This is a genomic window from Microvirga sp. M2 (assembly GCF_047497095.1).
Taxonomy (GTDB): domain Bacteria; phylum Pseudomonadota; class Alphaproteobacteria; order Rhizobiales; family Beijerinckiaceae; genus Microvirga.
Window position 1 is genome coordinate 3702864 of record NZ_CP134063.1, and the last position, 25538, is coordinate 3728401.

At 65.5% G+C, this 25538-nt stretch carries 24 protein-coding genes; 13 read left to right on the top strand and 11 right to left on the bottom strand.

The genetic code is table 11. The features are described from left to right. The first annotated feature begins 137 nt into the window (after positions 1–137). A complete protein-coding gene (locus RE429_RS17610; protein WP_370438666.1) occupies positions 138–851 on the top strand; it encodes a DUF1013 domain-containing protein in 714 nt (237 codons plus the stop codon). Positions 852–1054: 203 nt separating this feature from the next. On the opposite strand, the gene RE429_RS17615 is transcribed toward RE429_RS17610, so the two are convergent. Then, positions 1055–2968 carry a propionyl-CoA synthetase gene (locus RE429_RS17615; RefSeq protein ID WP_414471989.1) on the bottom strand — a complete coding sequence of 638 codons (1914 nt, stop codon included), beginning with the start codon at positions 2966–2968 and terminating at the stop codon, positions 1055–1057. Between the two features lie 108 nt (positions 2969–3076). Here RE429_RS17615 and RE429_RS17620 point away from each other — a divergent pair, with 108 nt between their 5' ends. Next, positions 3077–3835: a sulfite exporter TauE/SafE family protein gene (locus RE429_RS17620; RefSeq protein ID WP_414471990.1), complete on the top strand. Its 759-nt coding sequence runs from the start codon at positions 3077–3079 to the stop codon at positions 3833–3835. 102 nt (positions 3836–3937) lie between these two features. On the opposite strand, the gene RE429_RS17625 is transcribed toward RE429_RS17620, so the two are convergent. Beyond that, positions 3938–4120: a YdcH family protein gene (locus RE429_RS17625; protein WP_370439377.1), complete on the bottom strand. Its 183-nt coding sequence runs from the start codon at positions 4118–4120 to the stop codon at positions 3938–3940. Between the two features lie 187 nt (positions 4121–4307). On the opposite strand from RE429_RS17625, the gene RE429_RS17630 reads away from it, so the two are divergent. The 5 genes from RE429_RS17630 (at position 4308) to RE429_RS17650 (ending at position 7831) form a co-directional block, all read left to right on the top strand. Continuing rightward, complete coding sequence (locus RE429_RS17630) at positions 4308–4508, top strand: YdcH family protein (RefSeq protein ID WP_370438669.1); 201 nt, start codon at positions 4308–4310, stop codon at positions 4506–4508. Between the two features lie 199 nt (positions 4509–4707). After that, positions 4708–5199, top strand: coding sequence for a 5-(carboxyamino)imidazole ribonucleotide mutase (gene purE, locus RE429_RS17635; RefSeq protein WP_414471991.1), 492 nt, complete (start codon positions 4708–4710; stop codon positions 5197–5199). 5 nt (positions 5200–5204) lie between these two features. Next, positions 5205–6284, top strand: a complete 1080-nt coding sequence (locus RE429_RS17640; protein ID WP_414471992.1) for a 5-(carboxyamino)imidazole ribonucleotide synthase — start codon at positions 5205–5207, stop codon at positions 6282–6284. Positions 6285–6450: 166 nt separating this feature from the next. Continuing rightward, on the top strand, positions 6451–6681 hold the full coding sequence (rpsU, locus tag RE429_RS17645) for a 30S ribosomal protein S21 (protein WP_009763401.1): 231 nt from the start codon (positions 6451–6453) through the stop codon (positions 6679–6681). A 283-nt stretch (positions 6682–6964) separates the two neighbouring features. Next, positions 6965–7831 carry a tetratricopeptide repeat protein gene (locus tag RE429_RS17650; RefSeq protein ID WP_414471993.1) on the top strand — a complete coding sequence of 289 codons (867 nt, stop codon included), beginning with the start codon at positions 6965–6967 and terminating at the stop codon, positions 7829–7831. A 108-nt stretch (positions 7832–7939) separates the two neighbouring features. Here RE429_RS17650 and RE429_RS17655 read toward each other — a convergent pair whose 3' ends face one another. Further along, on the bottom strand, positions 7940–8419 hold the full coding sequence (locus RE429_RS17655; protein WP_414471994.1) for an N-acetyltransferase family protein: 480 nt from the start codon (positions 8417–8419) through the stop codon (positions 7940–7942). A 242-nt stretch (positions 8420–8661) separates the two neighbouring features. Between RE429_RS17655 and RE429_RS17660 the strand changes: the two genes are divergently transcribed. Beyond that, complete coding sequence (locus RE429_RS17660) at positions 8662–8997, top strand: low affinity iron permease family protein (RefSeq protein WP_414471995.1); 336 nt, start codon at positions 8662–8664, stop codon at positions 8995–8997. Between the two features lie 70 nt (positions 8998–9067). Here RE429_RS17660 and RE429_RS17665 read toward each other — a convergent pair whose 3' ends face one another. The 7 genes from RE429_RS17665 to RE429_RS17695 form a co-directional block, all read right to left on the bottom strand. Continuing rightward, positions 9068–10504: an NAD(P)(+) transhydrogenase (Re/Si-specific) subunit beta gene (locus RE429_RS17665; RefSeq protein WP_414471996.1), complete on the bottom strand. Its 1437-nt coding sequence runs from the start codon at positions 10502–10504 to the stop codon at positions 9068–9070. 4 nt (positions 10505–10508) lie between these two features. Next, positions 10509–10949 (bottom strand): proton-translocating transhydrogenase family protein, encoded by a 441-nt coding sequence (locus RE429_RS17670; protein ID WP_370438676.1) that lies wholly within the window; start codon positions 10947–10949, stop codon positions 10509–10511. An 18-nt stretch (positions 10950–10967) separates the two neighbouring features. Further along, positions 10968–12104 carry a Re/Si-specific NAD(P)(+) transhydrogenase subunit alpha gene (locus RE429_RS17675; RefSeq protein ID WP_414471997.1) on the bottom strand — a complete coding sequence of 379 codons (1137 nt, stop codon included), beginning with the start codon at positions 12102–12104 and terminating at the stop codon, positions 10968–10970. 69 nt (positions 12105–12173) lie between these two features. Continuing rightward, complete coding sequence (locus RE429_RS17680; protein ID WP_414471998.1) at positions 12174–12467, bottom strand: aa3-type cytochrome c oxidase subunit IV; 294 nt, start codon at positions 12465–12467, stop codon at positions 12174–12176. A 111-nt stretch (positions 12468–12578) separates the two neighbouring features. Then, entirely contained in the window at positions 12579–13796 is a 1218-nt protein-coding gene (locus RE429_RS17685) for a glycosyltransferase (protein WP_414471999.1), read from the bottom strand. 117 nt (positions 13797–13913) lie between these two features. Next, complete coding sequence (locus tag RE429_RS17690) at positions 13914–15281, bottom strand: ABC1 kinase family protein (RefSeq protein ID WP_414472000.1); 1368 nt, start codon at positions 15279–15281, stop codon at positions 13914–13916. Between the two features lie 89 nt (positions 15282–15370). Beyond that, positions 15371–17215 carry a M3 family oligoendopeptidase gene (locus RE429_RS17695; protein ID WP_414472001.1) on the bottom strand — a complete coding sequence of 615 codons (1845 nt, stop codon included), beginning with the start codon at positions 17213–17215 and terminating at the stop codon, positions 15371–15373. A gap of 171 nt (positions 17216–17386) precedes the next feature. Between RE429_RS17695 and RE429_RS17700 the strand changes: the two genes are divergently transcribed. The 3 genes from RE429_RS17700 to RE429_RS17710 all read left to right on the top strand — a co-directional run bounded on the left by RE429_RS17700 (position 17387) and on the right by RE429_RS17710 (position 22296). Beyond that, positions 17387–18421 carry a sigma-54-dependent transcriptional regulator gene (locus RE429_RS17700; protein WP_414472002.1) on the top strand — a complete coding sequence of 345 codons (1035 nt, stop codon included), beginning with the start codon at positions 17387–17389 and terminating at the stop codon, positions 18419–18421. 106 nt (positions 18422–18527) lie between these two features. Beyond that, positions 18528–20306 carry a L,D-transpeptidase family protein gene (locus tag RE429_RS17705; RefSeq protein WP_414472003.1) on the top strand — a complete coding sequence of 593 codons (1779 nt, stop codon included), beginning with the start codon at positions 18528–18530 and terminating at the stop codon, positions 20304–20306. 292 nt (positions 20307–20598) lie between these two features. Further along, positions 20599–22296, top strand: a complete 1698-nt coding sequence (locus tag RE429_RS17710; protein WP_414472004.1) for a DUF882 domain-containing protein — start codon at positions 20599–20601, stop codon at positions 22294–22296. Positions 22297–22332: 36 nt separating this feature from the next. On the opposite strand, the gene RE429_RS17715 is transcribed toward RE429_RS17710, so the two are convergent. Beyond that, the gene (locus RE429_RS17715; RefSeq protein ID WP_414472005.1) at positions 22333–23193 is read right to left on the bottom strand and encodes an urea carboxylase-associated family protein; all 861 of its coding nucleotides are present in this window, start codon (positions 23191–23193) and stop codon (positions 22333–22335) included. A gap of 315 nt (positions 23194–23508) precedes the next feature. Here RE429_RS17715 and RE429_RS17720 point away from each other — a divergent pair, with 315 nt between their 5' ends. Both RE429_RS17720 and RE429_RS17725 read left to right on the top strand, forming a co-directional pair. Beyond that, positions 23509–23649 carry a hypothetical protein gene (locus RE429_RS17720; protein ID WP_414472006.1) on the top strand — a complete coding sequence of 47 codons (141 nt, stop codon included), beginning with the start codon at positions 23509–23511 and terminating at the stop codon, positions 23647–23649. Between the two features lie 124 nt (positions 23650–23773). Beyond that, a complete protein-coding gene (locus tag RE429_RS17725; protein ID WP_414472007.1) occupies positions 23774–25480 on the top strand; it encodes a PAS domain S-box protein in 1707 nt (568 codons plus the stop codon). Positions 25481–25538 lie beyond the last annotated feature (58 nt).

Here is a 25538-nt window from a genome sequence, read left to right on the forward strand (position 1 = left end):
CCCCATGCTCCCTATAATCGTTATCGTTTCCCTCACAACGTGAGACGAGATACTCCGGTCCGGACCGGTTCGGAGTGCAAGAGAGTTTTGCCGTGCGGCGCCGATGTCCGGTGCCCGGCTCCAAGGAGGTTCGCCCCATGTCCCAGGGACCGCTGATGCCGAAGGCGACAGCCGTTTGGCTCGTCGAGAACACATCCCTGTCGTTCGACCAGATCGCCGATTTCTGCAAGCTCCACCCGCTCGAGGTGAAGGGCATCGCGGACGGCGAAGTCGCGGCAGGCATCAAGGGTCTCGACCCGATCACCACGGGCCAGCTGACCCGCGAGGAGATCGAAAAGGCGCAGAACAACCCCAATCACCGTCTGCGCCTTGCGGAATCCCGCGTGAAGCTGCCCGAGCAGAAGCGGGTGAAGAAGGGCCCCCGCTACACTCCCGTTTCGCGCCGCCACGACCGCCCCAACGCGATCCTCTGGCTCGTGCGTAACCATCCGGAGCTCAAGGACGCGCAGATCATGCGTCTGGTGGGTACCACCAAGACCACGATCCAGCAGGTCCGCGACCGCACCCACTGGAACTCGGCGAGCCTCTCCCCCATGGACCCGGTGACGCTGGGCCTCTGCTCGCAGATCGACCTGGATTTCGAGGTGCAGCGCGCCGCCAAGGACCGCCCGCACGTGGAGCCGCAGGAATATGGCGGCACCCTGATGCCGGCCGAAGTCTCCACGGCCGAGCCCGTGCGCGACGAACCCTTCGCCGACATGAGCCGCCCGAAGCCGCAGGAAGAGAACATCGACGTCAACTCGGTCTTCGCCAAGCTCAAGCAGCTCAAGCGCTCGGACGACGAGGAATAGGACAGTCAAAAGGCCCGGATCGCTCCGGGCCTTTCGCTTTAGCGCATCGTGCGAAAAAGTGGTCCCGGTTTTTCGCACAAACGATGCGCTCTTTCCAAGAAGGGAGCATCGGATTCAATCCCTAGAGTGCAAATCCACTTTTCACGTCCGATGCTCTATGGGATGAAATCATCCCGGCCCTCGCCGGGATGGTCCTCTTGAAGTCACCCCGCCACGCCCCGGCTCTTCAGCGCCTCGCCGATTTCGTCCAGGATCATGGGGTCGTCGATCGTGGCGGGCATGCTCCAGTTATCGCCGTCGGCGATCTTCTTCATGGTGCCGCGCAGGATCTTGCCGGAGCGCGTCTTCGGCAGGCGCGGCACGGTGATGGCGAGCCTGAAGGCCGCCACGGGGCCGATCTTCTCGCGCACCAGGGCCACCAGTTCCGCCTCGATCTCGGCCTGTGGCCGGTTGACGCCCGATTTCAGCACCACGAAGCCGCAGGGCACCTCGCCCTTGAGCATGTCCCGCATGCCGATCACGGCGCATTCGGCGACCGCCGGATGGGAGGCGAGAACCTCCTCCATGCCGCCCGTGGAAAGGCGGTGCCCCGCGACGTTGATGATGTCGTCCGTGCGGCCCATGACCCAGACGTAGCCGTCCTCGTCGATATAGCCCGCATCGGAGGTGTTGTAGTAGCCGGGATAGAGCGAAAGATACGCCTCCCTGAAGCGATCCTCCGCCTCCCAGAGGGTCGGCAGGGCGCCGGGAGGCAGAGGCAGCCTGATGACGATGGCCCCCATGGTGCCGGGCGGAACGGGCCTGCCGCTCTCATCCAGCACCTCGACCGTATAGCCCGGCAGCGGCACCGTGGGCGATCCGTGCTTGACCGGAAGGCCGCCGAGACCCAGGGGGTTCCCGACCACGGGCCAGCCCGTCTCGGTCTGCCACCAATGGTCGATCACCGGCACCTTCAGGATATCCTCGGCCCATTTGACCGTGTCGGGGTCCGCCCGCTCGCCTGCGAGGAACAAGGCCCGGAACGAGGACATGTCGTAGCCCTTCAGAAGCTCCGCCCTGGAATCCTCCTTCTTGATCGCCCGGAAGGCGGTGGGCGCGGTGAAGAGCGTGACGACGCCGTGGTCGGAGATCACCCGCCAATAGGCGCCCGCATCCGGCGTCCCGACGGGCTTGCCCTCGTAGAGGATGGCCGTACAGCCATGGAGCAGCGGCGCGTAGACGATGTAGGAATGACCCACCACCCAGCCGACGTCGGACGCGGCCCAGAACACCTCGCCCGGCTCGACGCCGAAGAAATTCTTCATGGTCCATTTGAGCGCGACCATGTGGCCGCCATTGTCGCGCACGACCCCCTTGGGCTTGCCGGTCGTGCCGGAGGTATAGAGCACATAGAGCGGATCGGTGGCCGCCATGCTCACGCATTCCGCCTTCCTGCCGGCGGCCCTCGCCTTGGAGATTTCCTGCGCCCAGTCGAGGTCGCGCCCTTCCGCGCGTGAGCATGCGAGCTGCGGACGCTGCCAGATCAGGCAGGCCTCGGGCTTGGAGGCTGCGAGCCGGATCGCTTCGTCGAGCAGCGGCTTGTAGGCCACCACCTTCGCGCCCTCGATGCCGCAGGACGCGGACAGGACGATCTTCGGCTTCGCATCGTCGATGCGGGTGGCGAGCTCCTTCGCGGCGAAGCCGCCGAACACGACGGAATGGATCGCCCCGATCCGCGCGCAGGCCAGCATCGCAAAGACGGCCTCCGGGATCATCGGCATGTAGACGATGACCCGATCGCCTTTCTCGACGCCCATGTCCCGCAGGACGGCCGCGAGGACCGCCACCTCGTCCTGCAATTCGGCATAGGTGATGCTGCGCTTCGAATTCGTGACCGGGCTGTCGTAGATGATCGCGGCCTGATCGCCACGCCCGGCCAGGTGCCGGTCGACGGCGTTGTGGCACGTATTGCACTGCGCCCCGACGAACCATCGTCCGTAGGCGCCGGCCTCCCGGTCGAAGACCGTGTCGGCTGGCCTGAACCAGTCGATCTCCCGGGCGGCCTCGCGCCAGAATCCTTCCGGATCCGACTTCCAGCGCGCATAGGTCTCGTGATAGCGGCTTTGGGTTGAAGGCATGGCGTTTCCCGTTGCTGTCACCGCATGGGACTTGTGTTTGTCATTGTGGTAGCAGGCGGCATGGCCGTGGTCAGCGGCGACTTTCGACGAGCTTCCCTCAAGGTTCCCATGATCACCGATCCTCTCTTCTACGCAGCCGCGATTCCGGCGGTCACGCTTTTGGGGCTCGCCAAAGGCGGTTTCTCGGGGCTTGGGCTCCTCTCGCTTCCCCTGATGGCGCTGGTGGTCTCGCCCGTGCAGGCCGCGGCCATCACGCTCCCGATCCTGATCGTGCAGGACGTGGTGTCCGTCTGGGCGTACCGGCATGCCTGGGACAAGCGCAACGTGGTGCTTCTGGTGACCGGAGCGCTCTCCGGCATCCTCATGGGCTACCTTCTGGCCGCGAGGGTCCCGGACGAGGCGGTCAAGTTCGCGGTCGGCGTGATCTCCATCGGCTTTGCCGTTCGCCGGATGATTCTGGAGCGCCGCGCCGTTCCGCCCGCGGCTGCCCCGGCCGATACGCCGCGCGGTCTCTTCTGGGGCTGGGTGACGGGCTTTACCAGCATGATCGCCCATGCGGGCGGTCCGCCCTTCCAGATTTACGTGATGCCGCAGAAGCTGCCGCGCGACGTGTTCGTGGGCACCGGCGCGGTCGTGTTCGCGATTCTCAACTGGATCAAGGTTCCCCCCTACATGGCGCTCGGCCAGTTCACGGCGGAGAATCTGGCAACCGCGGCCGCTCTCTTCCCGGTCGCCATCGCGTCGACCTGGGCGGGCGTCCTGCTCGTGCGGCGGGTCTCGGGAGAGAGCTTCTACACGGCCGTCTATGGGCTGCTGATCCTGGTGGGCGCGAAGCTCGTCTATGACGGAGCGGCCGTCCTGATCTGACGCCCCCATGGCTCGCATGGAAAAACGGCCCGCATGAAAAAGCCGCCGCTCCTGGTCGGAAGCGGCGGCTTTCGGTGGGAAAGCGATGTCGAAAGAGGGTCTTTAATGCACCGCCGTATCTGAGCTTCTCAGCCGGGTAATCTCATCCTTCAGTTGGAGTTTCTTCCGCTTCAGCTCCGCGAGTCTCATATCGTCCAGGGCCGGTCTGTTGAGGGCATCCTGAATCTCGCGCTCGAGAGCCCGGTGCTTCCGTTCGAGCTCCGTCAGGTGATTCTGTAGCGGCATGTCAGTTCCTCCTGTCTGATTACGGACAGGGATATTTTGCCAGACACACTGTGGCGAGTCGAAGGCAAAAATCCCAAAATCGAGAGTAGAAGATGATGGCCTCGGCTTGCCCTTCGGGTGGCTTGAGCGCATACTTCCGCGGTCCCGCCGTGTCCCGTTGGGGAACGGAAATTTGGATCGATTTTCAATGACGGAATTGGCTGAACTGGAAGCGGAATTGGCTCGCCTGAAGCAGGAGCACCGCGATCTCGACATGGCGATCGACGCCCTCGAGAGCATGATCGCCGGCGATCAGCTCCAGGTTCAGCGGCTCAAGAAGCGGAAGCTCGCCCTCAAGGATCAGATCATCCAGCTGGAAGATCAGCTCACGCCCGACATCATCGCCTGAAAAGGCCGCGTTTTCCACGCCAGCGCATCGCGCGGCCCTCCGGGTCCGCTCGAACGATGCGCTCTTTAAGGCGTGGAGCATCGGATTGGATCCCAAAAGTGGGTCCACTTTTGGGCCCGATGCTCTATAGCCTTGCCTGCCGGAGACACCTTCGTTATGTCCGGCTGAATTCCCTGGGCCTTCGAAGCCGGAGCACATCATGGCGAGCGTCCCCGTTGCCATCATCATGGGCAGTCAATCGGATTGGGCGACCATGCGCCATGCCGCCGAGACCCTCGACGCGCTCGGCATCGCCTACGACGCCCGCATCGTCTCGGCCCACCGCACCCCGGAACGGCTGGTCGCCTTCGCCAAGGGCGCCAAGGCGGAAGGCTTCCAGGTCGTCATCGCGGGCGCGGGCGGAGCCGCGCATCTTCCCGGCATGACCGCCGCCATGACCCCCCTCCCCGTCTTCGGCGTTCCGGTGGAATCGAAGGCGCTCTCGGGCCAGGACAGCCTCTTGTCCATCGTGCAGATGCCGGCCGGCATCCCGGTGGGAACCCTCGCCATCGGCAGGGCCGGCGCCGTGAACGCGGCGCTCCTCTCCGCCGCCGTGCTCGCCCTGCACGATTCCTCCCTGGCCGAACGGCTCGACGCCTGGCGCAAGCGCCAGAGCGACAGCGTGGCCGAGCGCCCCTCCGACGAAGGCTAAGTTTCATGATCCGTCCCGGCTGCACCATCGGTATCCTTGGCGGCGGGCAGCTCGGCCGCATGATGGCGATCGCCGCGGCGCAGCTCGGCCTGAAGGCCCATATCTACGCCCCGGAAGAGAACAGCCCCGCCTTCGACGTGGCGGCCGAGGTCACCGTCGCGGCCTATGAGGACGAGGCGGCCCTGGTCCGCTTCGCCAAAGCCGTGGACGTGGTCACCTACGAATTCGAGAACGTGCCGAGCGAGACCGCCGCCACCTTAAGCGCCCATACGCTGCTCGCGCCCAACGCCCAGGCGCTCGCCGTGTCGCAGGACCGTTTCCTGGAAAAAACCTTCATTTCCGGGCTCGGCATCCCGGTCGCACCGTTCGCGGCCTTTTCCGACGCGGCGGAGCTGAGCGAGGCCGTCGACCGGCTCGGCCGGCCGGCCGTGCTCAAGACCCGACGTTTCGGCTATGACGGCAAGGGCCAGGTCATGATCCGGCCCGAGACGGATCTCGCCGCCGCCTGGGACGAGGTGGGCCGCACTTCCTCCATCGTCGAGGGCTTCGTGCCCTTCGAGCGGGAAGTATCCGTGGTGGCCGCCCGCACCGCCTCAGGGGCCTTCGCGGCCTATGATCTGTGCGCCAACGAGCACCGGCATCATATTCTCGACGTCACGCGGGTCCCGGCGAATGTCTCGGCCTCGACCGAGGCCGAGGCCATGCGGATCGCCAAGGCCATCGCCGACGCGCTCGATTACGTGGGCGTGCTCGCGGTGGAGCTGTTCCTGGTCACCGCAGGCGGCCGGGAGCACCTCGTGGTGAACGAGATCGCCCCCCGGGTGCACAATTCCGGCCATTGGACCCTCGGCGGGGCCGTGACGTCCCAGTTCGAGCAGCATATCCGGGCCGTCTGCGGGTGGCCCCTGGGAGCGACCTCCCGCCTCGGCCGGGTGGAAATGAAGAATCTCATCGGGCATGACGCCGACGCGTGGGAGAGCCTTCTCGCCGAGCCCGGCGCTCACCTGCATCTCTACGGCAAGGCCGAGGCCCGGCCCGGCCGCAAGATGGGCCATGTGACCCGCGTTTTTCCGGAATCGGCCTGAACCTTTCGGAATCGGCGGCGTTACCACTCTGGTTCGGCGCTTTTGTCCGAAGCAACCCTGGACAGGCAAGGCTTCTTCTGGTATCGACGCCAGCCAATAGAGGTGCGCATGACGCGCCTCGTTTTCTTTTACACAATCGAAACGGCACAAAATACGAGGAATTCGCGTGCAGGTTCTTGTCCGGGATAACAACGTCGATCAGGCGCTCCGCGCTCTCAAGAAGAAGATGCAGCGCGAGGGCATCTTCCGCGAGATGAAGCTCCGCGGCCACTACGAGAAGCCGTCTGAGAAGAAGGCCCGCGAAAAGGCTGAGGCGGTCCGTCGCGCCCGCAAGCTCATCCGCAAGCGCATGCAGCGCGAAGGCCTTCTGCCTTCGAAGCCGCGCCCCACTCGCTAAGATCTTGACGCCGGCCTTTTCTTGAGGCCAGCCCGTCGATTGTGAATCAGCGCCCTCTGCGCAGCAGGGGCGCTGTTTGCGTGTCTGGAACAGGCTCTCCCGGGCCTTCACGGAGCACAAGCGTCCGGCCGGCTCCGGCTCCCAGCGGGTTTCGACCCAAGGCCCAGACCGCGATCAGACTTTTTTCCTTGTCGCCGCCATTCTGTTGCCGTGTTTCGCGGCTGTTAAGGTTTATCCGCTAAACCACCCCTCGACGATGTCGAGAAGTAAGTTGGAGACAAAGGTGATCGCCCCATCGATTGGCCGTTTCGCCCCCGTGAGCCTGGCCCTGACCGCCTTGAGCCTTGCTGCCTGCAGCACGATCGGAGGTGGCGCCCCCACTCAGCGCATCGCCGTCGTGGAAGAAGACACCCAGGGCACGAGCCAGGTGAACATCGCCTCCCTGTCCGATGTCATCCAGCGCAACCCGAACGATCCGAGCGCCTACAACACCCGTGGGGCGGCCTATGCCCGCGTCGGCCGCTACAGCGACGCCATGACCGACTTCTCGAAGGCGATCCAGCTCGATTCCAACTATGCCCCGGCCTATACGAACCGTGCCCTGGCCCTGCGCCAGACGAACCGGAACGACCAGGCCCTCGCGGATTTCAGCCGTTCCATCCAGGCCGACCCGAATTACGGCCCGGCCTATATCGGCCGCGCCAACCTGCTGCGCGTCCAGGGCCATTACCAGGAGGCCCTGAACGACCTCAACATGGCGACCCGCCTCCTGCCCGAATCGGCAGAGGCGCTCCACTCGCGCGGCCTGCTCTATCAGCGCCAGGGCATGCACCCGCAGGCGATCCTGGACTTCGACGCCACCATCGACCGCAATCCCTTCGTCGCGGCGCCCTATGCGGCGCGCGGCCAGAGCTACGTGGCGACGAACCAGTTCGACAAGGCCATCGAGGACTTCAACGCGGCGCTCAATGTGAACCCCAAGGACGCCGATTCCTGGGCCTGGCGCGGCGTGGCGCTCGAGCGCAAGGGCGACCGCCAGCAGGCGATCGAGAGCTATCAGCGCGCGCTCGGCATCGACAGCGCGAACGCGACCGCCCGCCAGGGCAGCTCCCGCCTCCAGGGCGGCGTGGCGAGCCTGTTCCGCGGCTGACCCGGGCGAGGGATGCGGGACTATCGGGAGCGCCTGGGGGTAGAGGATTGGGCCGCGCGCTGGCCAAGGCTCAGGTTTCTATGAAGCGGCGCCCTGCCGGGACCGCCTTCACAATTCCTTCTTCAGGAACGCCACGTATGGCTCGAAGCCGAACCGGCCATAGGTGCGCATCGCGCGCTCGTTCGCCACGAGCGCGCCGATCATGAGCCGCTTCAGGCCGGCCTCCCGGGTGAGGCGCTCCGCCTCGGTCAGGAGCAGCTGCCCGATTCCCTTTCCGCGCCAGTCCTGGTGGATGACGAGGTCCGTCACCGTGCCGTGCTGGCGGACATCGCCCGCCACATAGGCGGCGTCCTGGTCGAGAGAGAACCCCATGGCGCCCACGACGATCCCCTCCTCCTCGGCCAGGACGATCCGTCCGTTGCGACGGGAGAGCCGAGCCATGAGTTCGTCGTAATAGGTGTTGGCCCCATCGTAGTCCCGCCGCCGGTCGCCCACGAGATCGGCCTCGAATACGTTGAGCTGGTGAATCAGCTCGACGACCGTATCGCGGTCGTGGGGCAAGGCGGTGCGGAGACGGATGGAGGACATCGATGGAATCCGAAAGTGAACAAACAGATCGTGATGCGGGTTACTGCCTTTGAAGCTTGAAAAATCAGTCTCGAAGGCCGATAGGACGTCTGCAGGCCGAATGAGGCCCGCGCCATCAATGGAAGCACAACCCCATGTCCAGCGACAGTCGAAAGACCATGCCGTCGAGGGCTCGCATAGTAGGCTGATCGCTTAAGCCTCCTGTGACCGGGCCTTTGGCGGCTGGTCGCAAGGAGAGCATCATGAAAAAATTCATCACGAACCGCTTCGAGCGCCTCGCCGAGTGGATCTCCAACAATCTCGGCCATCCCTATGCCTTCATGGCCGCCTGCCTGTTCGTGTTCGTATGGGCCGTCACCGGCCCCGTATTCCAGTTCTCGGATACGTGGCAGCTCGTGATCAATACGGGCACCACCATCTGCACCTTCCTCATGGTGTTCCTGCTCCAGAACACGGGCAACCGCACCATCGACGAGATGGAGGAGCGCCTGCGGGCCATGGAGACTACGAACCGCGAACTGCTGCACGAGATCCGCAGCCTGCGGCAGGAGCGGATCCGCCTCAAGGAGGCGGCGTAGGAAATCCTTCTGGTTTCGACAAGAAATTGCCCGGTCCGAAGCCGGGCATTTTCATGAATCTTCCTGGAAATCAGAGGCTCTTCAGAATGTCGTCGACGACCTTCTTGGCGTCGCCGAAGAGCATCATGGTGTTGTCGCGGAAGAACAGTTCGTTCTCCACCCCCGCGTAGCCCGAGCCCATGCCGCGCTTGATGAACAGCACCGTCTTGGCCCTCTCCACGTCGAGGATCGGCATGCCGAAGATCGGCGAGGCCGGATCGGTCTTCGCAGCCGGATTCGTGACATCGTTCGCGCCGATCACGAAGGCCACGTCGGCCTGCGCGAACTCTCCGTTGATGTCCTCGAGTTCGAAGACCTCGTCGTAGGGCACGTTGGCTTCCGCCAGCAGCACGTTCATGTGGCCGGGCATGCGCCCCGCCACCGGGTGAATGGCGTATTTCACCTCGACGCCCTCGGCCTTCAGCTCGTCCCCCATCTCGCGCAGGGCGTGCTGCGCCTGCGCCACCGCCATGCCGTAGCCCGGCACAATGATCACCTTCGAGGCATTCTTCATGATGAAGGCGGCATCGTCCGCCGAGCCCTGCTTCACGGGCCGCGACTCCACCGCACCACCGGCGGCCGCCGCCGTCTCGCCGCCGAAGCCGCCGAGAATGACCGAGATGAAGGAGCGGTTCATGCCCTTGCACATGATGTAGGAGAGGATCGCGCCCGAGGAGCCCACCAGCGCGCCCGTGATGATGAGCGCGAGGTTGCCGAGGGTGAAGCCGATGCCCGCCGCCGCCCAGCCGGAATAGGAGTTGAGCATCGACACCACGACGGGCATGTCCGCGCCCCCGATGGGGATGATCAGCGTCACGCCCAGCACGAAGGACGCCAGCACGATCAGCCAGAACGCCGCGTGGCTCCCGGAGCGGATGAAGACGATGAGCAGCACCAGCAGCAGGAGCCCGAGGCCGATATTGATGAGATGGCGGCTCGGCAGCAGGATCGGCTTGCCGGACATGCGCCCGTCGAGCTTCAGGAACGCGATCACCGAGCCCGTGAAGGTGATCGCCCCGATGGCGACCCCTAGGCCCATCTCGAAGAGCGAACCGCCGGGGATCCGGGCGACGGGACCACCGGGAACGAGCCCCTGCCCCACCGCGCCGTCATGGAAGAGACCGAAGGCCTGCGGCGCATACAGGGCCGCCGCAGCCACGAACACCGCGGCGAGACCGACGCCCGAGTGGAAGGCGGCCACCAGCTGCGGCATCGCCGTCATGGGCACGCGCCGGGCGATGACGGCGCCGGCGCCGCCTCCGATGGCGAGCCCCAGGATGACGAGCCCCCAGCCGCCGAGACCGTCGGGCCGCGTGAAGGCCAGCGTGGTCAGGATGGCGAGCGCCATGCCGGCCATGCCGTACAGGTTGCCGCGCCGCGACGTCGTCGGATGGGACAGCCCCCGCAGGGCCAGGATGAAGAGGACGCCGGAGATCAGATAAAGAAGGTTCGAGACGTTCCCGGACATGGCCTCACCCCTTCTTCTTGTACATGGCGAGCATGCGTTCCGTGACGAGGAAGCCGCCGAAGATGTTGATGCCGGCGAGGACCAGCGCGATGAAGCCGAAGACCCGCGCCAAACCCGTTCCTTCGACCGTCAGCGGAACGCCGACCGCCAGCAGCGCACCGACCACGATCACCGAGGAGATCGCGTTCGTAACCGACATGAGCGGCGTGTGCAGGGCGGGCGTGACCGACCAGACCACGTAATAGCCGACGAAGATCGCCAGGACGAAGATGGCCAGGCGGAACACGGTGGGATCCACCGCCCCATGGGTGACCGTGGATACGGCCGCGCCTGCGGCGGTCGCCACCTGATCGGCCAGGAGCTGCGCCTGCTCGGCGGCGCGCTGGGCCGTTTCGGCCGCCGCGCGGGCCTGTTCGACGGCCTGTTCGGGCGTGAGTGTCGCCATGATCTCCCCCTTGGAAAGTTAGGCTGCGGGCTGGAAGGCGGGGTGAACCACCGCGCCGTCCCGGGTCAGGCAGGTGGCCTTCACGAGATCGTCGTCCCATTTCACGGACAGCGCCTTGGTCTCCTTGTCGACCAGCGTCTCGACGAAGGCGTAGAGATTCTTGGCGTAAAGGCTCGAGGCCGTGGCGGCGAGCCGCCCCGGCACATTGAGATGGCCCACGATCTTGACGCCGTTATGCTCCACCACTTCGCCGGGCTTCGACAGCTCGCAATTGCCGCCGCGCTCGACCGCGAGATCGACGATCACGGAGCCGGGCTTCATGGATTCCACCATGGCGCGGGTGAGGAGCCGGGGCGCGGGCCGGCCCGGGATGAGGGCCGTGGTGATCACGATGTCCTGCTTGGCGATGTGGGAGATGACGAGCGCCGCCTGCTTCTCGCGATATTCGGCCGACATCTCCTTGGCGTAGCCGCCGGCGGTCTCGGCCTGCTTGAATTCCTCGTCCTCCACGGCGACGAACTTGGCGCCGAGGCTTTCCACCTGCTCCTTGGCGGCCGGGCGGACGTCGGTGGCGGTCACGACCGCGCCGAGGCGCCGGGCCGTGGCGATGGCCTGGAGGCCCGCCACGCCCGCGCCCATGACGAAGACGCGGGCGGCCGGCACGGTTCCGGCCGCCGTCATCATCATCGGCATGGCGCGGCCGTATTCGGCGGTCGCATCGATGACGGCCCGGTAGCCGGCGAGATTGGCCTGGGAGGACAGCACGTCCATGACCTGCGCACGGGTGATGCGCGGCATCAGCTCCATGGCGAAGGCCGCGACCCCGGCCTCCGCCAGGCCCTTGAGAGCCGCTTCCTGGCCGTAAGGGTCCATGATCGCGATCACGAGGGCGCCGGGCTTCGCGCCGGCGAGCTCGCCTTCCTCCGGACGGCGCACTTTCAGGATGACGTCGGCGTCCCGCAGAGCCTCCTCGCGGGAGGGAGCGATCGCGGCTCCGGCGGCCTCGAATTCCCCATCCTGGATGCCGGCCCTCGCCCCGGCTCCCGCCTGGACGACCACGTCCGCTCCGAGGGCTTTGTACTTCTTGACCGTTTCAGGCGACGCGGCAACGCGGGTCTCCGCTCCATCGGCTTCGGAAAGAACGGTGATTCGCATCGTAGCCCCCTGCGATCGGTCGAGATAAAGAAAAGGCCCTGAAAACAGGGCCTCATCATACTCGGGATGTCAGTAGAAGATGAGTGCAAGCAATAAGAGGACACCCACGACAGCCGGGGCGCGAACCCCGATCGATGGAGCGATGGCCCCGATCGCCCCGGACGCGAGCGACAGGATCACGCCGAAGATCGCCGTCAGCCAGGCATGCTTGATGCCGCCGACCGCCAGAGCCAGCACGTGGCAGATGATGACGGCAGTCGCGATCTCGGCGAACCGCACGAACCCACTGTAGGTCACCTCATGGGCAGGGCCGTCCATCTCCGGACTATAACCCCCATGCGGCGCATGTTTTGTATCGGCCATGATTCAACGCCCTATTAGCATCGGTTGTTAATTGCTGCGTTTAACGCATGCGGTGAGGAGCCGCAATCTTTCCAAGCGACTCCGGCAGAACTTTATGAACGCGCGGGGCTGTTATTTTATCCCCATGAATTCGCGCCATTGCGGCAGGCACACGGTCTCGTAGTCGTAGCGTTCCACCGCGATCCTGCGCGCCTCTGCCGCCATGGCGGCGGATTTCTCCTTCTCGGCCAGGGTTTCCCGCACCCGCTCCGCCAGGGCCTTGGGGTCGAAGAAGGGGAAAAGACGCCCATTCACCCCGTCCGTGACGATCTCGCGGACCGGCTCCGTATCCGAGGCCACGATCCGGCATTCGAGCGCCATGGCCTCGATGGAGGACCAGGACAGGACGAAGGGATAGGTCATGTAGATATGGGCGGAGGAGACCTGGAGCACTCTCACGAACTGGTCGTAGGGCAGGTTTCCCACGAGATGGACCCGCGACCAGTCCACCGGCCGGTCGATACCCGCCTTGAAATGCTCGTACCAGGAGATTCCCCCGGGCGCCGCTCCCGAATAGCTGTTGCCCTTGCCGCCGATGACGACGACCTGGAGGTCCGGATCGATGGCGAGCAGATCGGGCAGGCTCTTGAACACGATATGGGCCCCGCGCATCGGCTCGATGTTGCGGGTCACATAGGTGACCACCGGCTTCTGGCGCGTCAGCCTCGGCCCGTCCTGGCCGATCTGGAGCCCGACCGTCGGGTCCGGCACGAGCCTCTTGGTGTCGATGCCGTCGTGGATGACGGCGATCTGATCCCGCAGATAGGACGGGAACGTGTCCCGCTGGTACCGGGTCGGCGCGACGGCCGCGTCGGCGGCATCGAGCGCGCCGAGCTGCATGGAGTTCTTCAGGCGAAGGCGCCAGATCACCTCCTCGTTGGTGATGGGGAACTCGGGGTCGAAATCGAGGTCCTGGCCCTTGGCGCGGTAATAATATTCGAAATAGGCCACGTGCCGGGCTTTGGGCCACACGTCCTTCAGGAACAGGTTCTCGCCCCAGCCGGTATTGACCACCACCACGTCGGGCTCGAAGCCCTGCTTCGCGAGTTCCCGCGCCGTGTGCGCCACGCCATAGGCCCGCCGCAGACGGGGAATGACCGGCGAGTAGCGCGCCTCGTGCTGAGGATCCTCCGGCCCCGGCGCAGGATCGTAGCGGATATACCGCACGCCCGGCAGATGGCATTGCTTCACCATGCCCAGCGCCACGACCTCGTGTCCCTCGGCGACGAAGCTCTGGGACAGGCGCAGAAACTGGCCCGGAAAATTCTGGTGAACGAAGACGATCTTCATGGGCAGCCTCCCGCTGGAGCATCGGACCCGAAAGTGGATTCCACCTTTGGGATCAATTCGATGCTCTCCCCGTAGAGGTACCGCCTGTAAGGCGTCCCACCGCGAAACGCAACCTGATTACACGGGATTCGGCAATCCGGAAGCGGCCAGGATCTCGGCCTGGCGCTGCGCCAGCCCCTCGAGCGAGAACCGCTCGATCTCGGTCTCGAAGAGCCGGTGGTAGTTCAGCTCGGCCTTGAGGTGCAGGAAGACGGCGCCGAGCCCCACCGCCGCCCGGTCCATGAAGACGAATTCGCGCGGCACCGTGACGGGGCCCTTCTCCTTCAGGGCCTTGTGCACCTCGAAGGCCTGGCGGCGGCCGTATTCGCCGGGCTTTACCCCATCGGCGACCGTGCGGACCCGGTCGTCGAGCAGCGGCGCGTAGATGAAGCGGGCCCAGATGTTGAGGATGTCGATCAGCTCGTTCGAGAGGCTCCGGAAGCCCCAGGTCTCGTAGGCATGGACGATCCTGGCGCGGTCGTCCGTCTGGAGACCCCGGTAGAGATCGACCACCCCGCCGACGAAGCGCGGGTGGAAGATGCGGATGCAGCCGTAATCGAGCAGGTTGATGCCCCTCGCCTCGCCTCCGTCGGAGAACACCGTGTAATTGCCTAGATGCGGATCGCCATGGATCACGGCGGCATGGCTGAAGGGGTGCCACCAGGCCTTGAACATGGCGATGGCCAGCCGGTTGCGGGTCTCGACCGGGCTTTCCGTGAACTGCAGGATCTTCTCGCCTTCCAGCCATTGCAGCGACAGGAGCCGGCGCGTGGAGAGCTCTGGGTGCACCTTCGGCACGCGCACATCCTCCACATCCGCCAGCGCCTCGGCATAGAGCGAGGCATGCTTGGCCTCGCGCTCGTAATCGAGCTCCTCGCGCACGCGCTCGCCGATCTCCTTGGCGATTTCGCGGGTGTCGATGGCCGGATCCATGCGCCGGTGGAGGGCGAAGACGAATTCGAGCTGCTTCAGGTCAGCTTCGACCGCCGATTGCATATCCGGATATTGCAGCTTGCAGGCGAGCTTCTCGCCGTCCTTCGTGGTCGCCCGGTGAACCTGGCCCAGAGACGCCGCAGCGGCGGGGTTGAGGTCGAAGGAGCCGAAGCGGCCCTGCCATTGCGGTCCGAGCTCCGCCTGCATGCGCCGCTTCACGAAAGCCGCCCCCATGGGCGGCGCTTCGCTCTGCAGCTTCTGCAGTTCGGCGGCATATTCCGGCGGAATGAGATCGGGAATGGTGGCGAGCAGCTGCGCCACCTTCATGATCGGCCCTTTCAGGCCGCCCAAGGCCTGCGCGAGCGCCGCCGCGCTGGAGGCGTCGCGCACGTCGCCGCCGAAGAGCCGCGCGCCGGCCATGCGCGCGGCCACGCCGCCCATATTCGCGCCGACGCGGGCATAGCGCGCGGCGCGGGCGGTAAAGCGGTTCGCTTCGTTGTCGCGATCACCCATGGGAGACAGTCTTTCCGATCATGTAACGATGAGACCGATGAGCCCTCATGATCGAGGACGCTCATCGGCACATTGCGTCAGAGCACGCGTCACGCCGTCGTTTCCATGGCCTCCAGCTCGCCGATCAGGCGCTCGATCATGGACAGGCCGATCTGCCAGAAGGAGGGATCGCGGGCATCGAGTCCGAACGGGGCGAGAAGCTCCGGATAGGGCTTGGAGCCGCCCGCCGAGAGCAGCGCGAAATAGCGGTCCACGAAGCCCTCGTTCGAGCGCTCGTAGATGCCGTAGAGCGAGTTCACCAGGCAATCGCCGAAGGCATAGGCATAGACGTAGAACGGCGAATGGATGAAGTGCGGGATATAGGTCCAGAAGGACTCGTAGCCCGGGCCGAGGCGGATTGCGGGACCGAGCGATTCGTCCTGCACCGACATCCAGAGATCGCAGAGACTGTCGGCCGTCAGCTCGCCGTTGCGGCGCTCCAGATGCACCTTGCGCTCGAAGGAATAGAAGGCGATCTGGCGCACCACGGTGTTGATCATGTCCTCGACCTTGGCGGCCAGCATGGCCTTGCGCTGCACGGGATCCGTGGTCTGATCGAGCAGGCGGCGGAAGGTGAGCATCTCGCCGAACACGCTCGCGGTTTCCGCCAGCGTCAGCGGCGTCGGCGCCATCAGGGCTCCGTTGGGGGCGGCGAGCACCTGATGGACGCCGTGGCCCAGTTCATGGGCGAGCGTCATCACATCGCGCGGCTTGCCCTGGTAGTTGAGCAGCACATAGGGGTGGGCCGACGGCACGGTCGGGTGTGCGAAGGCGCCGGGCGCCTTGCCGGGGCGGGTCGGGGCGTCGATCCAGCCCTCGTCGAAGAAGCGGCGAGCGATGTCGGCCATCCTCGGCGAGAACGCGGAATAGGCCGAGAGCACGGTGTCGCGCGCCTCGCCCCAGGGGATGGTGCGCTGCTCGACCTTCGGCAGCGGCGCGTTGCGGTCCCAATGGTCGAGCTTGTCCTTGCCGAACCACTTGGCTTTCAGCGCGTAGTAGCGGTGCGACAGACGGGGATAGGCCTCGCGGACGGCGGCGACCAGCGCGTCCACCACCTCACGCTCGACCCGGTTGGCGAGGTGGCGCGAATCCGCCACGTCCTGGAAGCCGCGCCAGCGGTCGGAGATTTCCTTGTCCTTGGCGAGGGTGTTCGTGATCAGCGTGAAGGTCCGCAGGTTCGCCTTGAAGGTCTTGGCGAGCGCGTCGGAGGCATCCTTGCGCACGCTCTCGTCCGGGTCCTGCAGCTTGTTGAGGGTCGGCTCGATGGGCAGTTCCTCGCCGCGCACGGTGAAGCGCAACGACGCGATGGTCTCGTCGAACAGCCGGTTCCAGGCCGAGCGCCCGGTCACCGACTTTTCGTGGAAAAGCTGCTCGATCTTGTCGTCGAGCTGGTAGGGCTTGTCCTTGCGCAGATCCTCGATCCAGGGCTTGTAGTGCGAGAGCGGCGCCTGCGCCACGGCCTTGTCCAGCACCTCGTCGTCGATGCGGTTGAGTTCGAGGCCGAAGAACAGAAGCTCCGTGGAAGCCGTGGTGAGCCGCTCCTGCGTGTCGCCGTAGAACTTCGCGCGGACCGGATCGGTGGTGTCTCCGGAATAGACGAGGCCGGCATAGGACATGATGCGGCCGAGAAGATCCTCCAGAGCCTCGTAGCGCTTGATCACGTCCGTCAGGACCTGGGGGGCGTCCTCGCCCCGCGCCATGGCGTCGAGCTTGCCGCGATAGTCCCCGGCGAAGGCCTTGCACTCGTCCTCGGCCCTGGCGAGATCGCTCTTGAACGCCTCGCTGTCCATGCCCGGATAGAGATGGGACAGGTTCCACTCTGGGAGCGAGCCGAGATCGACCTGAACGGCGCCGGTAGAGGATGTCTGGTGCACGGAAGAAACTTTCTGGGACATGACTGCAAGCGGGGTTGAAGGAGGTTGAACCACATATTGGCGGTTCGGCCTTCCGGATCAACCCGGGGAACGGGGATATGGATCCGACAGGAAGCCGCCGCCGTTAAGGGCGGATTTACCCTTCTTGCCCAGCATCCCTGAAGCGAATCCCTCAAACCGCGTCCGTTCCGAATGCCTCTTCACCGCTTCTTCGCAGACGATATCCGGGCCCTTCGCCTGGGCACGGACGGCTTCGAGGCGGGTTCCGAACGGGAAAGGACGGCGCGCCTCGCGGATCGCGCGGCCCGCTCGGCTCTGCCCGTGCTGATCCAGACGGAGGCCGGCAGCGGCGCCACGGCCCTGGCCAGAGCGATCCATGGGAGCGGCGAGCGCAAGACCCGCTCCTTCGTCGCCTTTCGAACGAACGAAGCCCTGTCCGGCCGGGACACCCAGGAAGCCGCCCTCCTGCGCCACATGAAGGATGCCCGCGGCGGCACGCTGTTCATCGAGGATGTCGGGCGCCTGTCAGGACACGCGCAGGAGCGCCTGGCCGAATCGCTGTTCCGGCAGGACGCCGGACCGCGTGCGGGCCGGCGCCTGGACATCCGTCTCATCGCCAGCGCCGGTTTCGACCTGTCGGAGAACGTCCGCGAGGGGCGCTTCAGGGAGGATCTCTATTATCGTCTCCAGACCATGGCTCTCGCCCTGCTCCCTTTGAGAGGCCAGAGAGACGTCATCGCCGAATGGGCGGGCCTCTTCGCCCGGCGCTTTGCCTCGGACGAGGGCAAGACGATCCGGGGCTTGTCCGCGGACGCCCTGTCCCTGCTTTCCCGCTATGACTGGCCGGGCAATCTCCGGCAGCTGGAAAATGCGGTCTATCGCGCCGTGATCCTCGCGGATGGCGCTTTTCTGACGCCGAGCGAATTCCCGCAGATCGCCGCTCAAGTGGAAGGCTTCCGCATCGACATCCCGCCGCTTCCGTCCGTGCGGGCGTTGGCCCCTCTTCGTGCGCAGGAACCCGGCGCGAAGCACGATCCGCACGCGCTCTCACTCATTCGTGAAAGCGGAGACATGCTGACGCTGGCGGAGCTGGAAGAGCGCGCGATCCGCTTCGCTCTCGTGCATTATCAAGGACATATGTCGGCCATTTCCCGTCATCTCGGAATCGGACGCTCGACGCTTTACCGAAAATTGAAGGAACTCGGCTTAAACGATGCAGCCGCATGACGCCTTTGCGCGTTAAGCGTGGCAGAGGTGTGCCGCGCACGGACGACAACATGAGGATGCGGAGGATGCAACGTCCTCCGATACCGTTGCGAGAAGGAGATAGGTCATGCGTGACTTGCGCAGGACGGCGTTATGGCTTGGGCTGATCGGATCGGCCTCGTTCTTGTCCCTTTCCGCGATGGCGCAGACCGCGACGCACGATTCACCGGGCGCAGCCGAGCCCGTTCTTGCGCAAAGCCCCGCCGAACCGTCGTTCCATGATGTGGTCGCCGAACCTGTCCCGGACCAGGAGAAGGCCACCCACCATGCGATTCCCCTCCCCGAGCCCGCACCGGTCGTCCTCGAGACCGCGGATCGCAAGCCCGAACCTGCCATCGACATTCCACTGCCGGAGGCCGCTCCGGTCACGGCACTCATGCAGCAGGACATGCTGCGCCTGACGGTCGAAGGCCTGCTCGCGGACGAGGCCGCGATGCGCGATCTTCGGCTCTCGACGAAAGAGCGCGAGGGGCTGCGGGCCTTCTATGCGCAAGCCCAGCGTCCGCTCGCCTGGGCCTCGGACGGCGCCTTCACGCGGGAGGCCATGGGAGCCATCGCACGGCTGAAGGCTGCGGACGAGGACGGATTGGATCCGACCGACTATCCTGTGCCCGACGTGAAACTGCGCAAGGAAGCCGCGCCCGGCCAATGGGCGGAAGCCGACCTGAAGCTTTCGGCCTCCGTGATCCGCTATGCCCGCGATGCGCGCGGCGGACGCATCGAGCCGTCCCGCCTTTCGCCTCTGGTCACGCCGGTTCTGGCCCTTCCCGAGGCCGACGAGGTCCTCGGAAAAGTCGCCTTCGCGAAGGATGCGAATGCGGCGCTCGCCTCCTACAATCCGCCGCATCCCGGCTATCGCGCCCTGAAGGAGAAGCTCGCGGAACTGCGGGCCAGCCATCCGTCGCAGCCCAGCGTGCACGTGCCCAAGGGGCCCGCGTTGCGCGTGGGCATGAAGGATCCGCGGGTTCCGCTGATCCGTGCGCGCTTCAACCTCAACGAGGACGACGACAACCGGAACGTCTACGACAAGCGTCTCTCCACGGCGGTCGCGGCGTTTCAGAAGGAAAAGGGTCTTCAGGGCAACGGCATCCTGACCGCGCAGACGGTGGCCGCCCTCTCCGGCCCGTCGCTCGCTCAGCGCGAGGCCAATCTCATCGCCAACATGGAGCGCTGGCGCTGGCTGCCGGAGGATCTCGGCAAGCGCCACATCATGGTGAATGTGCCCGAATTCCGTCTGCAGCTCGTGGACAGCGGCAAGGTCGCCCACGAGACCCGGGTGATCGTCGGCAAGGAGCAGTCGCAGACGCCGATCTTCTCCGAGGATATGAAATACCTCGTGGTTAATCCGTCCTGGACGATCCCGCCGTCCATCATGAAGAAGGAGATCCTGCCCGGTCTCGCCAACGATCCGGATTACGCGGCCAGGAGGGGATACACCGTCATCCGAAAGGGTGGCCGCCTCATCGTCCAGCAGCCCCCGGGCGAACGCAATGCGCTGGGATTCGTGAAGTTCATGTTCCCGAACAAGCATGCGGTCTATCTGCACGACACGCCCAACCGCAATCTCTTCACGGCCGCCAAGCGCGCCTTCAGCCATGGCTGCGTGCGTGTGGAAAAGCCCTTCGAGCTCGCGGAGTTCATCATGGGCGAGGACAGCAAGTGGGATGAGAAGAAATTGCGCAGCCTGATCGGCAAGGGAGAGCGCACGGTGTTCCTGCCGAAGCCTCTTCCCGTGCATCTGGCCTATTTCACCCTTGCGGTCGACGAGAAGGGATCCCTCAGATCCTATACCGATCTCTACGGCCTCGACCAGAAGGTCCGGGCGGCCCTGAACCTCGCTCAATAGCGCATCGCGCGAAAAAGTGACCCGGTTTTTCGCTCCGAGCGATGCGCCATTTAAGGAGTGGAGCATCGGATTGGATCCCAAAAGTGGGTCCACTTTTCACGTCCGGTGCTCTAGTGCATCGTGCGGCCCTTCGGGTCCGCTCGAACGATGCCCCAGCACGATCGAAGAGCGGCCTCAGGGCCGCTTTTTTTGCGTCCATTTAACCTGAAGGTAACCGTCTTCGGCAAACATCCTTTCACGATGTGCGATTACCGCATTTTCCCGAAATGCGGCGAGTAAAACGAGTACCCCAGTGAAAGTATTGCGTTCCGACGGCTTGGTGCGCCGCACCGGCATTGGTCTTGCGGCCTTCCTGGCCGTCATGGTCGGGGGCGTGCGCGGCACGCAGGATGCCATCGCCAACGGCGATACGCGCACACTGACCTTCTACCACAACAACACCAAGGAAACTCTGACCGTCACCTTCCGGCGCAACGGCCAGTACGATTCTGCCGCCCTGCAGCAGCTCAACTGGTTCCTGCGCGACTGGCGGCGGGACGAGGCGACCCGCATGGATCCGCGCCTGTTCGACACGGTGTGGGAGGTCTATCGCGAGGTGGGCTCGGGCGCGCCGGTCCGCGTGAACTCGGCCTATCGCTCGCCTCAGACCAACGCCATGCTGCGCCGCCGCTCCAGCGTCGTGGCGAAGAACAGCCAGCACATGCAGGGCAAGGCCCTGGACTTCTATCTGCCGGACATTCCCGCCGATCGCCTTCGGGCCGTCGGCATGAAGCTCCAACGGGGCGGCGTCGGCTATTATCCCAATGCCTACACGCCCTTCGTGCATCTCGACGTCGGCAGCGTGCGCGCCTGGCCGCGCATGACGCGCGATCAGCTCGTGCGAATCTTCCCCGACGGCAAGACGGTGCATATCCCCACCGACGGCAGGCCTTTGCCCGGCTACGACCTCGCCAGGGCCGAAGTGCTCGCCGGCGGCGGCACGGTCGCAGGCTACAGCGCCTATGCGGATGCCGAGGAGGCCATCGCCGCGCAGCAGCCGCGCCGCAAGAGCTTCTGGGCCACTCTGTTCGGTCTCGGCGACGACGAGGCGGAGGACGTGGAGGAAATCCGCACGGCGTCGCGCCCCAGCAGCACGCTCATGGCGTCCCGCAGCGCATCCGGCAGCTATTATGCGGATGACCGCAATGCGTCGCCCATCGCCGCCCTGCGCCAATACGAAGACAGGAATGCGCCGGTCGCGCGTCAGGCCCCCGTGGCCGTGGCCCAGGCCCGTCCCGAGCCTCCGGCCGCTCCGGCGGTGGTGGCCGCGATGGCGCCTGCCCTGCGCGAGGATCTGTCCCCGCCTGCGGCGGCGCCTCTGCCGCCGACCCGGATCAGCGGCCTGCCGAGCACGGTTCAGACCGAAAGCGGCCCGACCCTCGCCTGGCAGCAGGGACCGGGCGTCCAGAGCGACATGTCGATCGCCAAGGGCATGGCCTTCGCGCCGATGCCGCCGCGCCGCCCGGATGCGGATACGGCGGCTGCGGATGAGGTTGCCGAGACCACCGCGCTTGCCTATGCGCCGCTCCCGCCTGCGCGCCCCGGCTCGCTCGCAGCCACGAACCCGATCCCGGTGCTGAGCGAATTGCGGGGCCCTGCCGGCACGACGGTGGCAAGCTCGGCCCCGCTCCCTCCGCCGCGCCCCGAACGTGCGATCGTCGTCGCCTCCGCAAGCGCCGTCGACATCCCGGTCACGGGCTCGACTCCGAAGACCCCCGCCAAGGCTCCGCAAAAGGACACCAAGGCAAGCCAGGTTCCGGCGAGCGCAGTTTCCCTCCCGGAGGTCAAGGCTCCTGCCGCGAAGAAGCCGCAGAAGCCTGCCACGGCCCTGAGCGCCCTGATGTCCGCCGAGCCCAGCATCGCGATGGGCTTCTCCAACAAGCCCGTCGGGGATCTGGCGACGAACAAGTTCACGGGACCGGCCGTCAAGCCGCTGCCGGTGGTGCGATAAAGCAGAAAGGGCCCCGTTCGGGGCCCTTTTTCATGGTCAGTCGCCGTGCTTGCGGCTATAGCCGTTGCGCGACGGAGAGGTCCATCCGGCGGGCGCGGCCTTCGGCCTGTAGATCTCGACGAGCAGCGGGTGACAGACGGCGACATCGCTCGAATGCTCCGCGCTGCAATCGCCGCCGGGACAGGCCGACAAGGCGCCGAGAAGATCGATCTCCGCGAAGAACTCCAGGTAATCGCCCGGACGCACGGGGCTCGCCTTCATGAAGTACTGACCCGTATCGCGGGTGAAACCCGTGCACATGAAGACGTTGAGCACATCATGGACCGCAGGCTCCGCGGCCTCGCGCGAGCGGCCCGTCCGGTCGGCGAGCGCGCGCGTGAGGTTCGAGTGGCAGCAATGATGATACTCGTGACCCGAGAGGAGCTTGTGCGTGTAGGGATCGCAGCGCGTTCCGATCACGTCGTGCACGGAGCCGCCGAATGCATCGAAGCCGTACCAGTCGAGCGTATCGTGCGTGATCGTCGCCATGGGCCGAAGATATGGCAGGCAGGACCAGAGCTGGTCCCCCGTGGACAGGTGCGTGCCGTGAAGCGCGCGGGTCTTGCCCGAGAAAAAGCGCTCGTCGATGTCGTCCGCCGCCCACAGGTTCAAGTCGCCGACCTGCGGCCCTTCGATGCTGACGATGCGAAAGAAGGAGCCGGCCGGCACGGAGAAGCAGCGCGCCTCACGCGGCGGCACGATGACCTCGTCCACCTTTTCCCACCCTTTCCGGGCCGCCTGATAGGCGGAGAGGTTCGGGCGGGGAAGCGTATCGACCGGATAGCAGATGACCGGAGGAACCGCCCGGCGCTCCCCGGCGTCCTGAGGCTCCGTGACTTCGTTGCGCGCTCTCTTCATGGTCCACTCCTGGAAACCCGATGCTCACCCGTCCGGGTATAGAAGGGCGGCTCCGGCGGCGGCAAGCGAAGAGTTCGGGAGGGGCGTTCCGGAGGGGGGCCCACGGCTCGTCCGCTCCTCCTGCATGATCGCAGGCGGGCCTGCCCGAGGGACGACGGGAGCGGCAAGGCCGGAAGGCAGGACGCACCCCATGCGCGCCGCAGGTACCCCTCCCGGGTCGGCTCTCTCCATTCGCCCTATGACGCGTCTGCTTAAGAGTGGTCGCCTCGTGCGCTCCGCAAGCCTAGGAATGACGGATGATGGGTGGAGCCGGCCATGGATGACGAAGACGGCGACGGACTTCCCGAGATGCTGCCCCAATCGCCCGCGAACGACGATCTCGCCCGAATGCTGGACTGGGTCGGCCTGTCGGCAGCCCTCGGCATGATCGTGTTCGCCATCGTCCTGGCCGCATGAGCGCGGCGCTCGAGAGCGGGCCGGAGGCCGCTTTGCTCCGCGTCGCCCTGGAACATTGACCTCACCTGACAATTCCTAACCCGGAACCCTTTTTGCAAACGAGCCCGAACGGGAGCGGAACTCTGTGGACGCGCTCTTCAACCAGGCGACGGTCGGCCTCGCCGAGTGCGATCTGGGCGGCCGCATTCTGCGGGCGAACGATTACTTCTGCGCCATGCTTGCGCGCGGCCGCGACGAGTTGATCGGACGCCCCCTCGGGGACATCGTGCATCCCGACGATCTTCCGCGCACGGAGGCTCTTCTTGCCGGGCTCCTGAAGGAGGATCGCTACGAAGTCGAAAAGCGCTACCTCCGCCCCAACGGCTCCGTGGTCTGGACCCGCACCGCCGCAAACCTGATCCGCGACGAGAGCGGCCGGCCCGACAAAGCGCTCGCCATCTGCATCGACATATCGACGAACAAGCTCCAGGAGCAACATCTGCGCGAGAGCGAAGAGCGGTTCCGCCTCCTGGCGAATTCCGTGCCGGCCCTCGTGTGGATCACCGATCCCGAAGGCGGGATCACCTATACCAGCGAACTCTGGACCCGATATACGGGGCTCCCCCCGCATGCGGCCCTCGGTCAAGGCTGGCTCAAGGCGATCCATCCCGACGATGTCGCGGAAACGCTTCGACTCTGGGAGGAGGTTCGTGCGCGCGGCACCCGCTATGAAACGGAAATTCGCTACCTTTGCCATGACGGCGCCTATCGCTGGCATGTCGTGCGCGCCAACCCGTATCGTCACTCCACGACCGGCGAGATCCTCGCCTGGTTCGGCAGCTCCACGGATATCCACGAGCGCAAAGTGACGGAGGCGACGCTGCGCGAGAGCGAGCAGAGGCTTCGCGCCACCTACGAGCAGGCGGCCATCGGGATCGGCGAAGTCGACGCAGGCGGCCGGTTCATCCGGGTCAACGAGCGGCTGTGCGCCATCAGCGGCTACGGCCGCGGCGAGCTGCTCTCCATGACCCTGGAGGACATCACCTATCCCGAGGATCGGGGCTCCGAGCTCGAGATGTTCCGCAAGCAGATGTCCGGTGAGATCACCAACTATTCCATCGAGAAACGCCTCGTTCACAAGAACGGGAATCCCGTGTGGATCGGGGTTTCCGCATCCCGCGTGGACGACCTGGAGGGACGCCCCCTCTACGGCATTCGCGTCATTCGGGACATCTCGGCCCGAAAGCGTGCCGAACAGAGTCAAAGCCTGCTCATCAACGAGCTGAACCATCGCGTGAAGAACACCCTGACGACGGTCCAATCCATCGCGCGGCAGACCCTGCACAATGCCCGATCGCCCGGACAGGCCGCCGAGGATCTCGAAAGTCGGCTCCTGGCCCTGTCCCGGGCCCATGACGTCCTGACGCGCGAGAACTGGGAAGGCGCGCGCTTCTCGGACATCGTCGCACAGGCAATCGCCCCGTATCTGAACCGCGGCAAGGGACGTTTTCAGGTGACGGGGCCGGAAACGCGCCTGACGCCGCAACAGGCGCTGGCCCTCGCCATGGCACTCCAGGAGCTCGCAACGAATGCCGCCAAATACGGCTCTCTCTCGAACGACGAGGGACTCGTGGCGATCGCGTGGTACCTCGCGGAAGCGGCGGACGGGCTGCACCTGCATCTCACCTGGAGGGAAAGCGGCGGTCCGCCCGTCGAGCCTCCGACCCGGCGGGGCTTCGGAACGCGCCTCATCGAACGCAGTCTCGCGCGTGAGCTCGACAGCACGATGAAGATCGATTTTCTCCCGAAGGGAGTTGTCTTCACGGCGGATATTCCGGGCATGGGCGACTAGAGCATCGGACGTGAAAAGTGGGCACCGGTTTTGCGTGAAAAGATGCTCAAAAGCATCA